The 12746-nt window shown below is 62.8% G+C and carries 10 protein-coding genes; 2 read left to right on the top strand and 8 right to left on the bottom strand.

Translation table 11 applies throughout. The features are described 5' to 3' along the window. The 7 genes from ABR948_RS21865 to ABR948_RS21895 form a co-directional block, all read right to left on the bottom strand. On the bottom strand, window positions 1-935 hold a 935-nt coding region (locus ABR948_RS21865), incomplete at its 3' end, for an ABC transporter permease (protein ID WP_428121942.1). A 142-nt stretch (window positions 936-1077) separates the two neighbouring features. Further along, window positions 1078-2145, bottom strand: a complete 1068-nt coding sequence (locus ABR948_RS21870) for an ABC transporter substrate-binding protein (protein WP_428121944.1) — start codon at window positions 2143-2145, stop codon at window positions 1078-1080. Window positions 2146-2168: 23 nt separating this feature from the next. Continuing rightward, complete coding sequence (locus tag ABR948_RS21875) at window positions 2169-3230, bottom strand: ABC transporter ATP-binding protein (RefSeq protein WP_428121946.1); 1062 nt, start codon at window positions 3228-3230, stop codon at window positions 2169-2171. A gap of 142 nt (window positions 3231-3372) precedes the next feature. Then, on the bottom strand, window positions 3373-4560 hold the full coding sequence (locus ABR948_RS21880) for a pyridoxal-phosphate-dependent aminotransferase family protein (protein WP_428121948.1): 1188 nt from the start codon (window positions 4558-4560) through the stop codon (window positions 3373-3375). 180 nt (window positions 4561-4740) lie between these two features. Beyond that, entirely contained in the window at window positions 4741-5511 is a 771-nt protein-coding gene (locus ABR948_RS21885; RefSeq protein ID WP_428121964.1) for an LssY C-terminal domain-containing protein, read from the bottom strand. An 82-nt stretch (window positions 5512-5593) separates the two neighbouring features. After that, entirely contained in the window at window positions 5594-6325 is a 732-nt protein-coding gene (locus tag ABR948_RS21890; RefSeq protein WP_428121951.1) for a thermonuclease family protein, read from the bottom strand. Window positions 6326-6502: 177 nt separating this feature from the next. Next, a complete protein-coding gene (locus tag ABR948_RS21895; protein WP_428121954.1) occupies window positions 6503-8242 on the bottom strand; it encodes a hypothetical protein in 1740 nt (579 codons plus the stop codon). A 489-nt stretch (window positions 8243-8731) separates the two neighbouring features. Between ABR948_RS21895 and ABR948_RS21900 the strand changes: the two genes are divergently transcribed. Next, the gene (locus ABR948_RS21900) at window positions 8732-9592 is read left to right on the top strand and encodes a caspase family protein (RefSeq protein ID WP_428121957.1); all 861 of its coding nucleotides are present in this window, start codon (window positions 8732-8734) and stop codon (window positions 9590-9592) included. A 375-nt stretch (window positions 9593-9967) separates the two neighbouring features. On the opposite strand, the gene ABR948_RS21905 is transcribed toward ABR948_RS21900, so the two are convergent. Further along, complete coding sequence (locus ABR948_RS21905; RefSeq protein WP_428121959.1) at window positions 9968-10873, bottom strand: efflux RND transporter periplasmic adaptor subunit; 906 nt, start codon at window positions 10871-10873, stop codon at window positions 9968-9970. A gap of 186 nt (window positions 10874-11059) precedes the next feature. Between ABR948_RS21905 and ABR948_RS21910 the strand changes: the two genes are divergently transcribed. Then, window positions 11060-11896, top strand: coding sequence for a protein NO VEIN domain-containing protein (locus ABR948_RS21910; RefSeq protein WP_428121962.1), 837 nt, complete (start codon window positions 11060-11062; stop codon window positions 11894-11896). Window positions 11897-12746 lie beyond the last annotated feature (850 nt).

The raw sequence follows: 12746 nt of genomic DNA on the forward strand, positions 1-12746 counted from the left end.
GCCAGCGCCGCCCAGCGCCATTTCTTCATTTCCACGCGGCGCGGGGCGCCGTATTTGCCGCCGACCACCGAATAGCCGCGGCGGCCGAGAATGAATTTCTGCGCCTGCAACAGCGCGATGGTCAACAGCAGCAGCGGCACCGCGGCGGCGGCGGCGAGTTCGAGTTTCGGCGGATACTGGAACAGGCTCCAGATTTTCGTGGTCATGGTGTGAAAGCCGGCCGGCAGCGCCAGGATCGCCGGCGAGCCGAACAGCGTCATCGCCTGCAGAAACGCGATCAGGGCACCGGCGACCAGGGCAGGCAGCGCCAGCGGGATGGTGACGCGCCGCGCCGTGGTCCAGGCCTTGCCGCCCAGGATGGCGGAGGCATCCTCGAGTTCGCCCGGCATGTTATCCAGCGAATTGGCGACCAGCACGAACACGAATGGAAATGTGTAGCAGGAGATCACGAAGATGATTCCGGTCATCGAGTAGATGTCGAACAGATGCGCGTCGGCTTCCGCGCCGGTCACGAAGCGAAACAGCTGGTTGAGCAATCCGCTGTTGGGCGCGGCGAGCAATTCCCAGGCCACGGCGCCGAGAAACGGCGGCGTCACGAACGAGGCCGTCACCAGCGCCCGGATGAAACCCCGCCCGGGCATGTCGGTGCGCGATACCAGCCATCCCATGGGTGCCGCGACAGCGCAGCAGATGATGGCGGAGGAGACGGCAATGATCGCGGTGGTCAGCAGCGGATCGAGGAAATCGGGATCGGTGAACAGCGTGACGAAATTCTGCAAGGTCAAATGGTGGGCCTTGTCGGTCACGCTATAGATCGCGAGCCACGACAGCGGCAACACGATCAGCGCGACCAGGCACGCCGCGAACAGCCACAGCACCGGCTTGGTCCAGTCGATTTTTGTTTTGGGGGTGTCGAGACTGCCGGTGATGGTCATGGTGCCTGCCGATTTTATTTCTTTCGCCGTCATTCCGGGGCGCGAGCGTAGCGAGCGAACCCGGAATCTCGAGATTCCCCGATGTGCAATAGCACATCTGTGGTCTGGTCCTTCGGACCATCCCGGAATGACAGCGATTATTTCAAACCCGAAACAGCCGCGCATAGCGCGTCTTGATCTCTTCCGTCATCTTCTCGACCCCGGCGGGGTCTTCCTTCATCAGTCTGGTGTCGGAAAGCTTGCGCCGTCCCGGTCTGGTCTGCACCTGCGCATGAACCGAATATTGCGCGGTGAAGTCGGTCAGGAACTGCTGGGTCTCGCGCGTATGCAGCCAGGCCTGAAACAGTTTCGCGGCATTGGGATGTGGCGCGTTGACGAAGATTCCGGTGGGACCCGAAATGGTCGGCGTGCCCTCGCTCGGATATACCGGCTCGACCGGCTGGCCGGCTTCCTTCAAGAGCACGATATTATATTCGTTGCCGTCGGCCATCACGGCGCGCTCGCCCAGCGCCAGCTTCTTCGGCGGGTCGGTCGAGGACTGCACCTGCATCACGCGCTGCTTCGACAGCTTCTCGAAATACTCCCAGCCGAGTTCACGAATGAGCTGGAAGGTGGTGGACATGATGGTGCCGCTATAGGCGGGATGGCCCTTGACCATCTTGCCGGTCCATTTCGGGCCGAGCAGATCGGCGTAGGCCGTGGGGGCGTCGTCAGGCTTGACGAGATTGCTGTTGTAGGCGATCGACGACAGCCATAGCCGCGTGGTCGCGAACATCCCGTCGGGATCGCGATATTGTTCCGGAAAATATTTGGCGATGTCGTCCGAGACGAACGGCGCCAGCCAGCCATTACGTTTCCAGGGAATGAAATGCGAGGCATCGGCGCTAGAGACCACGTCGGCGGCGCGGATGTTGGAAGCAAACTCCTGGTCGATGCGCTGAAACAGCCGCTCGGAACCGGCGCGCTCGATCTGCACCTGGATTCCCTGATATTGCGTCTCGAAGGCCTTGCCGAGCTTTTCGCCGACCGGCAGGTCCATCGCGGAATACAGCACCACTTTGGCTTCTTTTTTGGCCGCTTCGATCAGTTGCGGCGTGATCGCTTCAGGCGGCGGCGCCTCGGCGCGGGCGGGCGAGGCGAACACCGTGCCAAGCGCCAGCGCGCTCGCGCCTTTTAATATCCCGCGTCTGGAAAGCTTCTGATGTGTCATGGCGCCGGCCTGCTGGCTCCCCATTATCGGCTGAGCGCCCGGCAGCGTTCCGGCGGCAGCGTCAACCAGACTTCAGTGCCCTTGGGAACGGCGGTTTCGGTCGATGTGATGATGCGCAGTACCGTGCCGTCCGAGGTCTCGACCATGTAGTCGCGGTTGGCGCCGAGAAACACCTGGCGGGTCACGGTGGCCTTGACGGCATTGTCGGATGTCGATGGAGCCGCCGTTGCAAGCTGGATGTCGTGCTGGCGGATCGCGACGGCGGCATTCTGGCCGGCCTGAAGTTTCGCGCCCACCACCCGCAGGGTCGCGCCGGAAAACGCGATATGGTTTTCGTCGCGGGCGGTGCCCTTGAGCACATTGCTGGAGCCGATGAAGCGCGCGACGAATTCGGATTGCGGCCGCTCGTAGATGTCTTCGGGGGTGCCGAGCTGATCGATCCTGCCGGCATTCATCACCGCGATCAGGTCGGCGGTGGTCATCGCCTCGGACTGGTCGTGGGTGACGTACACCGTGGTGTAGCGGTATTCGTCGTGCAGCCGGCGAATTTCAAAGCGCATCTCCTCGCGCAGATTGGCGTCGAGGTTGGAGAGCGGCTCGTCCAGCAGCAGGGTTTCCGGCTCGACCACCAGCGCCCGCGCCAGCGCCACGCGCTGCTGCTGGCCGCCCGACAATTCGCCGGGATAGCGTTGCGCCAGGATTTCGAGCTTGGTGGTGTCCAGGATAGCCTTGAGTTTTTTGGCGATGGTGTCGCGATCGAATTTCCGCAGCCGCAATCCATAGACGATGTTTTCCGCCACCGTCATGTGCGGCCACAGCGCATAGCTCTGGAAGATCATCGACATCTTGCGCTGCTCGGGCGGCAGCGTGCGCGCGGCCGAGGACACCAGCCGGTCGCCGACATGGATCTCGCCGTCGGTCGGCTCGAGGAATCCGGCGATCAGCCGCAGCGTCGTGGTCTTGCCGCAACCCGAGGGACCTAACAGGCAGACCAGCTGCCCGTGATCGATGCGCAGGGAGACGCTGTCTACGACCGCCAGCGATCCGAATCGCTTGGTGAGGTCACGCAATTCAACGGACGCCAATCACATCACTCCCTGTATTTTCTTGCGCGCATTCCGGCCGCAAAACCGGGAATACGGAACATGCGTGCGCCGTCGGCGGCCTGTTATTTATCGCTGGATCAATATAAGCACGAATGCAGGGGGGCCGGGAAGGCTTGGCCCCTCAGGCACTCACAGTTTCGCCGAGCCAGTCGATGGCCGCTTCAGTTCCGCCCTTGCCATGCGGGATGTTGAGCGCCTGCAGGCCGACCTCGATCACGCCCAGCGTGCCCAGGATCATCGGGGCGTTGATATGGCCCATATGGGCGATTCGGAACGCCTGGCCCTGCAAATCGCCGATCCCGACGCCGAGCACCACGCCGCATTTTTCATTGCAGTAACGCTGCAGTGCAGCCGGATCGTGGCCGTTCGACATCACCACCGTCGTGACCGTATTCGACCGCTCGGCGGGCTCAGTGATGTTGAAGCCGAGCACCTGGCCCTCGGCCCAGACCGCGACCGCGCGGCGAACCGCTTCGGCCAGCAGATGGTGGCGCAGGAACACGTTTTCGAGCCCTTCGTCGAACAGCATATCGATGGCCTGGCGCAGCGCGAACAACAGATGGACCGGCGCCGTGCCGCCGTATTTCCGGTAATTTTCGGCGAGATCACGCTCGGTCCAGTCCCAATAGGGCGTGCGCATTCCCGCCGTCTTGTGCACCTCGCGGGCACGATCGTTGACGGCGACGAAGCCGAGGCCGGGCGGCGTCATCAGGCCTTTCTGCGAGCCGGACATCGCGACATCGATGCCCCACGCATCCATCTGGAACGGCATGCAGCCCAATGAGGCAACCGCATCGACCATGAACAGCGCGGGATGGCCCGCTGCCTTGATCGCCCTGCCGATGGCTTCGATGTCGTTGACGGTGCCCGAGGCGGTATCGATCTGCGCCACCAGGATCGCCTTGATGCTGTGGTCCTTGTCCTGCCGCAGCCGGGCTTCGACCTCGGCCGGCCGTACCGCGCGGCGCCAGTCGCCCTTCAGCCCCTCGACATCGGCGCCCATCGCGGCCGCGGCATTGCCCCAGCCAACCGCGAACCGGCCGCTTTCCAGCACCAGGATCTTGTCGCCGCGCGACAATACGTTGCTCAGCACGGCTTCCCACGCGCCGTGGCCGTTGGCGATGTAGATGTAGGACTGGCCCTTGGTGGCGAACAGCCGCGAGAGATCGCGCAGCAGGCTTTCGGTGATGTCCCGCATCTGATCGGAATAGATGTCGAGCGCCGGGCGATGCATCGCCCGCAGCACTTCATCGGGCATGTTGGTGGGCCCGGGGATCGCCAGAAATTCCCGGCCGGCGCGAACTGCCATTTTTCTTATTCCTTGTGGGTAGGATCGAGGAAGGGGCGAGACAACGGCAAGGGAATTGGATGGCGCGGAATGGCGGGGATTTCAAGCCAAGACCCAGTGATCATGCGATGATATTGGATCGCAAGCGTCATTGCGAGCGCCAGCGAAGCAATCCAGAGCTACCAAAAAGACGGGACGCTATCATCGCAGCGCATTGGCGACCGCCTGCCAGATCTGATCCTTGAGCTCGGTCGCGGGCGGACTGGGAATGATGGTAGCGGGTGCGTCGCGCTTCTGGCACGCCTCGACCAGCCGCAGGATCCAGACCTCGCCGTCGGTGTAATAGAGATCGCCGCCGCCATTGCGCCCGGCCATGGTGGGTCCGATGCCCGTCACCTGGTATTTCGCATTGACCATGCCGGCGGCTTCGAGGTCGGCGGCAAGCAGCGCCCGCTCGGCGTCGATGTCGGCATCGATATGATGCGTGATGGCGCCGGTGTAGTGGCTGACGCCGACGCCGCGATCGAAGGTCGCGTCGCCGAGCCAGACCGGGCGCTGTTCCTGGCCCTGTTCGAGCACCTTCCAGAACCGCACATGATGGCGGCGATCGGCGCTCCGGCCGTCGGGCTTCTCAAACGCGAGGTCCTCGTGGCGGCCGAGATAATAAAGATTGCTGATCGGCGCGTCGTGATAGGGACGGTCCAGCACCACGCTGCCAACGATCTCGATCGAGGAGCGCAGCGTAACGCGGTCGGCCGGATACCAGCCGGCGGCCTGCATCGCGCACAGCACGTCCTTGTCGTCACCGACCAGGCCGACATTGATCGGATCGCCGGGAATGCCCTGTGCGGTCAGCGTCACCATCGGCAGCGCGGCGAGGCCCTTCTGGTGCTCGTGGTGAGTCCAGAACGCCGGCAGCACCACATAGGCAAACAGGGTATAGACGAGGACAACGGACAGCGAGCCCAGCAAAAAGCGATCGAGCCGCGAATGATCGTGGTGCGGCTGTGGTCGCAGTTCGTCTTGCAAGTCGTCTTGAAAATCAGCCACGTCTTTATCGCTTGGTCTCGCGGCAGCCGGCGGCTTCGGCTTCGTCGACCGAGCAGAACCAGCGCGTGCCCTTGCTGATCTTCATCTCGATCTTGGCGTACCAGCGGCTGGTGGGCTGGTGGAAGATGCATTCGCCGGACCGGTTGACGTTGCCCTTGATGGTGCAGTCGGGCGAGGGCGCGACCGATCCCGAGGCCGATGCCAAAAGGATGGTGTTGGCGTTGTCGGGCGCCTTGGCGGCGCCGAGAATGCTGGTCTTCTTGTTGCGAACCCGCCAGTCCCACGGCGCGATGAACGCGCCCTGCCACATCCCGGCCTTGGCGTCGCGCGCGGCTTTCTCGTCGGCGTCGTAGTCGTGCGAGAACCGCACATAGGACAGCGCCCAGCCGCTCTTCACCATCCATTTCTGGATGTCCTCGCCGTCGACCTCGCAGCGCGAGACCTGGCGGCCGCGGCGGTCGGTCTGGGCGACGTGGCAGGTCCAGCTCTTGTTGCCGACATGCTTGATCAATTCGTCGCGCGCCGCGGCGCCGCAGGTCCAGCGCTCGCCGGTATTGTTGAGGCAGAGCTGATCCACCGCCGGCGCGTCGATGCCGCCGAGACGGATCTTGCTGTTGCCGATCTGGATCTGGTCGCCCTCGCGGATTTTGGGAATGCCGGTGATGTCGGCCGCGGCGGCGATGGCCGGCAGCAGCGTCAGGAGCCATGGAATCGCCAGCAGGAATTTCATGCGCATGTGAAAAGGGCCGCCTCGAAATGCATTGCTAACACGATGCGGCCGGATTGTGGTGCGGATGGGGCCGCGGGCGATAGAGCCGGTTGGGTTGCGGCTGTCAGGTTAGCGTGATGGGCGAAGAGAGCGCGACTTACTTACCCTCCCCCTCCAGGGGAGGGTGAAGGAAACGCGATAGCACTACGCCGCCCCCCGCAGCATCGCGCGGTGGGCCAACGCTAACCCCATCAGCACGAAGGCCGAGGTGACCTCGGGGCCGCCCACTAAAATGCGCGTCGGGGTCTTCATCTTGTTCCACTCATAGGCCCGGAACGGCCCGCGCCGGCCGCCTTCGCCGAGATCGCCGAGGATGCAGGTGAGCGCCGGGGTGAAGGTCGCCACATCTGCCCCGAGATGGCCGAGCGCCATCAGCGCCAGCGCCGCGTCGAACACGTTCATCTCGCTCGTGATCAGTTCGCCCTCGACATAGGCCAGCACTTTGGCACGAATGATCTCGAACGCGCCGTCGGGATCGATCGCGTGCCGCGCCTCCAAAGGGAGCGCCATGAAGGCGGCGTAGCAGCGGCCGAAATAGGCGCAGTACAGCTCCGGCAGATAATAGATATGCGAGCGCGGATCGGCGAACGCGCCGCTGAGAGCGAGGCGCAGCTGAAAGCCGATGATGCCCCGCAACGTCGCGAGCCGCGACGGCGTCTCCAGGATCTTCCAGCGGGCGAGATTGCGGAAGCTGACCTCGAGAATGTCGAGATTGAGCGTCGGATCGAGATCATTGCCGAACGGGCGTTCGCCCTTGAGGTTGTCGATCCAGGTGACGACGCCGCCTTCGTAATCGATGCTGTCGTTGATCGGCACCGTGACCTTGGGCTCGTTGGCGCCGCCATCGACCTGGTACCCCGCATAGAAGTCCAGCAGCGGCTGGTTCAGGATCGGATCATCGGAGCCGGCCTGGGTCGCGGCCGAGAACGCGCAGGCGGTGGTGTCGCAATCCGGCACGTAGACGCCGAATCCCAAATCCTGCTTGATGTGCGAGAAGAACTTTGAGAACCGCGGATGCGGCAGCGGCGCCAGCGCGGTGATGACGCTGAAGCTACGGCCGTCCGGCGCGCGCACCTCCTCGCGGCTGGTGGTGAGGCAGAACGCGACCATGTCCTTGATGGCGCGGCGCGATGCGGTGGCCGCATCCGGTGACGCCAGCCCGGTCTCGACAAAGCTCAGCAGCGCCTCGGTGAAGAAGGCGTCGTAATAGGCCGAGCGGTGGCGGATCTGCATCGGCTGCCACATCGGCTCGGCGATCCCGGTCCAGGGCGGGTTGATCAGCGCGCGCGCCGGCGAGCGGGCGATGAAGATCCGCGCCAGGTTGAACAGCAAGGTCGAGTTCTTGTAGCCGCGGGCATTGAGCCCGGTCAGCGCCATCAGGAATTCGCGCCCCTTGATGTCGGGGTCGCCGATCAGGTTGAACGCCGCATAGGTCGGGATGAAGCCGTGACAGCCGAACGCGCGCAGCAGCTGCGCACCGCACAGCCGGATCACGCGCTCGATCTCGCGAACATCAGGCGCCGGCGCGGGCAGCGGCTTCGAGAGTGGTTTGGGCTGGGGATGCCGGACCTCGATGGTGTCCAGGAGCGCCGCCACCGGCGCGCCGATCGCGGCCCAGTCCGGAATTGCGTCGTCGCGCGCCCGGATCAGCGCCTCGCGCAGCCCCTGCAGGCATGGCGCGCTTGCGAGTTCGGCCAGCCCGGTCCGCCGCAGCAGCGGGCGCAAAGCGGGATTGCCGAGCGCGGTCTTGTAGAACTTGGCGAGATGCGGATCGCCGCCGGCGCCGTTGAGCAACAGGGGATCGCAGACGTCATAGAGCGAGGGGCCGTCCTTCCGGGCCGTCAGCGCGCGGTATGCGGCTCCGGCGATCTCGCTAAACGCCATCACGTTTTCTTTCGGAATTTCCGTCCGTGCGATGGTGTCGCACGTTCGCCCCCCGGCCGCGCCGACCCGCGCTCTGCGGCGGCCGCCGGTCTCCCCCAGACCTGAAAGTGCCCAAAAAACTATCCGAAAGCCAAGGGAATACAAGGAAATGCGCGGCGAATTCAAAGCCCAAAGAAACCAGAAGGAAACCAACGCCGAAACCAACACCAATGTGACCTATATCACAGTCTTGGGCCGGTTCCGGCGACAGTATCAAATCGGTAACTATGACCGGTCCAATAAGCCTTAACCTGTAAAGAGTGTTGCCGCTGGGGGCCTCGCGGGTTAATGCTGGGTTTGCTGCGGTGCCGCAAATTGAACGTAATTGGACGGCACATCCACCGCCAACCCCCCAAACCCGGCAGGCGTTGGCGCGACTAAAGTACGCGCGTTTGCAAGTGACCGTGTGAATGGTGAACTCGGAAACGATGACCAAGGATTGAGACCGCGATGAGTTTGAGTGAGTTTCGCATCTCCCGCCGTCCGCTCGCCATCGCCTGCGCGTTGGCCGGCATGGTGTCGCTGGCGATCGGCGCCCATGCCGCGCTGAACATGCGCGCGCTCGATGCCGCCAAGACCATCGCGGAGCAGCAATCCGGCGAGGCCGCCGGCAAGCGTCCCTCACGCATCGCTTTGGTGATCGGCAACGGCCATTACCCCGACGCCAATACGCCTTTGGCCCAGCCGATCAACGACGCCCGGGCGCTGACCGAAGCGCTGCGCCGCGACGGCTTCGACGTCGACGTGGTGGAAGACGCCACCCGCGACGACATGGACCGTGCGGTCGGCCGGCTCAAAACCAAGATCAGGCCGGATTCGGTGGTGATGCTGTTCTTCGGCGGCTACGGCGTCCAGGTCGGCCGCGAGAGCTACATGATCCCGGTCGATGCCGCGATCTGGAAGGAATCCGATGTGCGCCATCAGGCCGTCAGCGTCGAATCCGTGCTCGAGGTGATGAAGGAGCAGGGCGCCTGCGCCAAGCTCGTCGTGATCGATGCCTCCAGGCGCAACCCCTATGAGCGCCGCTTCCGCACCTTCTCGCATGGTCTGGCGCCGATCACCGCGCCGGACAATGCGCTGATTTTGACGTCGGCGACGCCGGGCCAGGTCGCGGACGATTCCAGTGGCCAGCATTCGGTGCTGATGTCGGAACTGCTGGCCAATCTCAGCGCCAATGAAGCCGGCCGGGCCGCGGCCGAAGCCGTCTTCAACAAGACCCGCATCGCCATCTCCCGCGCCTCCGACGGCGCCCAGGTGCCGTCGGTCTCGTCCTCGCTGCTGGAAGACGTCCGCTTCGGCATCGGCGGCTGAGGCCGCTCTTCCGCGAACACCGCCGCTGTATTACCCCTCTCCCCAACCCTCCCCCACAAGGGGGGAGGGAGCTCACTGTCATTGCCGAAATATTTCAGCCAGAGCCCCGGGCTGGCATCTAACGCGCATCGCGGCGATCCGCGCCCCACTCTCTCGCTCCCTCCCCCCTTGCGGCGGAGGGTCGGGGTGGGGGGTAGCCGCAAGCGATGACGAAGACGAGTTCGAAACCGGCTCAGCGATTCAACTCAACCCGTGAACCCTCAATCCGCATCCGCCCACTCCACCGCTCCCTCCCCCCTTGTGGGGGAGGGCTGGGGAGAGGGGTAGCCGCAAGCGATGACGAAGACGGCCTCGAGAGCGGCGCAGCGATTTAACTCAATTCGTATCCGCGCCCACCGTCACCGGCCGCACCGGATCGCCTTCGCGCAGCAGCGCCCCGGCGCGCGCGACCACGATGTCGCCCTCCACCAGCCCGTCGCGGATTTCGACCTGGCCGCCCGACATCAGCCCGACCTCGACCCGCTTGGTCTCGACCCGGGCGCGGCGCACCACCTGCACCACGGTGCCGCCGGCGCCATAGAGCACCGCGGTCAGCGGCACCGCGACGCCGCAGCTCTGCCCGGTCTTGATCAAGGCGCGGCCGGACGAATTCGCCAGCAGCTTGCGGTTGGTGGTGATCCCGACGAAGACCTGGCCGAGCTGGCTGTTGGGCTCGACCGTCGACGCCACCCGGCGCACCTTGCCCTCGACCTCGCCGGCGCCGATGATCTTGATCCGCGCGGTCTGGTTCGCGGTCAGCTTGCCGAGATCCTGGGTCGGCACCATCCCGACCAGGTCGAACTCGCTGCGCGCGATGATCGAAAACAGCGCCTCGCCCTTGCCCGAGGCCGTAGCCCCGATCACGGCCGTGGAGCTTGCGATCAGCCCGGCCACCGGGGAGGTGACCTGCACCGTGCCGCCTTCGGGCAGCGTCAGCCGCGCCAGCGCCTGCCCGGCGGTGACGCTGTCGCCGGCATCGGCCATGATTTCCGCGACCTTGAGCCCCTGCCGCTCCGGCCGCACCGCGGTCTCCTCGCGCGGGATCACGAGGCCGGACACCTCGACAATATTGGCAAAGCAGAATTTCGCGGCCTTGAGCACGGTGACCGCCGCGCCCTTGGGGGCGTCCTTGTCGGGGTCATCGGCGGCGAGGGAGGGGGCGGCCGAGGCGAGGCAGAGGAGAGCTGCGACGGCTGAGGTGAGCCATTTGCGCGAAGGGTGGGGCGCGGCGAAATTGATCATCGGCATTCCCGTTTGGTTTTCGGGGTTATCGATATCAGAGGGGCGGTTGGAGAGCCAGCCAGCCCTCAATAAGTGCATATAAAGATATCAAAGTATTGGACAAATTCGGCTAAGAGATCTGGTTAGAAGGTCAGGCCCACGTTCGATTAGGTAAATAAACAGTCCAGCGGCCAACAGTTCGAGAGTATGGCTGACGAAAACAAGATCGGAAGACCTTGGAACGATGATGAGCTCGATGCCATCGTCGCCGACTACTTTTCGATGTTGAGGGCTGAGCTATCTCGACAATCATATATCAAATCTCACCATAGTGCCGTTCTTATGGAACAGACCGGACGAACTCATCGATCTGTAGAATTCAAGCATCAAAATATATCAGCCGTTTTGGAAGAAATGGGATTGCCATGGATCGTCGGTTACAAACCGAAAAGAAATTATCAGGCGTCGATTTTTGGCGCAATTGACCGATATCTCTCATCGAACGAAGACGTGGTTTACCGTCAGCTACCTCCGAAGGTACTCGCCGCTACCGATGATGTTGGTACCTTTGTGCAGGCTCCGAAATTAGAGTCTGCCTCCGACAGACCTTGGCAGCTAGAACGCTTGATCAGAAAATTCGATCCTGTGGAGCGCGATCTCCGCAACCGATCGTTGGGACGGGCGGGCGAGGAATTTGTGTTGGAGATAGAAAAAAAGAGGCTCGAAAAATTCAAGCGGCCCGATCTTTTGAAAAAAATAAAGTGGGTATCGGTGGAGGAGGGCGATGGAGCGGGATACGATATCCTTTCTTTCGAGCCTGACGGTCGAGAGCGCCTAATAGAAGTAAAGACGACAAATGGAGCAGCCAGAACGCCATTCTTTCTTTCTGAAAATGAATGCCAAAGGGCAGCGGCATCTGCGGAATCGTGGCGTTTGTACCGTGTGCATTCGTTTGCCCAGAATCCACGAATCTTTCTAATAGTCCCTCCTCTAAATGAAGTGCTTCACTTGCGGCCAGATACTTGGCGCGCGTCGTTTTCTTGATCTCGCCACTTTCGACGCTGAAAGCCGCACTCGGTGTCGCTCAAATCAATCCGCGACCCGTGATTTGCAGATTGAACTGTCTTCCGTTGGTTTGTAGTTGGTTGCCTTGTGCATCTTCGCAAAAATATTCACGTCCATCCGTGAATAGGCGATTTCGTGAAACACTTCTCCGGCCGCGTTAGTAAAGGAATATTCGCGCGGCTTGGTCCATTCGTTTCGCATGTAACTAATCCAAGGGCAGTCGTCGCAGCATAATCCGCGGTTCGACCAAAGGCAAAGGAGTGCCATTGCGCGAAAGCTGCGAAACGGCAGAGTCACGGCAGACGAATTTCTCTAGCCGCTTCAAGCTGATTCCACCTGTCCAGTCCTGTCCGAAGAAATATTCCGCTTTGTCGCAAGCCCAAATCACCAGCATCCTTTGCGCGTCTCGTCCCACATGAGGGGCGGCTCGCGATCGTCACGGACGCGGGGCGGGATGCGGTGGACGTAGGGAGCGCCTCTGACGAGGGCGCTTACCTTGCGGACGGCGAAGTCGTGTGGTCCTGACGCCCCGACGCTGGCGTCAAGTTTTGCGGACATGTTCGCAAGGCGATGGTGGCAACCAAGCCCGGTCACCAGGGAGAGCGCGAAGGAAACCGTTAAAACCATTGCGCAGGGAAGGCCGGATTGCCTCCGCTGAACCTGTATGCTCGTGTGCGTTTTTGCACAACTTTGCACGCGAGACCGCGGGTGCAGCGTGCACCCGGCTTTCCCTGCGCCCTCTAATTTAGGGCGAAACTGCACGCACAACCCGGGCGCATGGCGTCGCGGGAAGGTGTGGTGCTGTGTGTGGAATAACGGAATGACGAAG

The organism is Bradyrhizobium sp. (assembly GCF_050014615.1).
Taxonomy (GTDB): domain Bacteria; phylum Pseudomonadota; class Alphaproteobacteria; order Rhizobiales; family Xanthobacteraceae; genus Bradyrhizobium.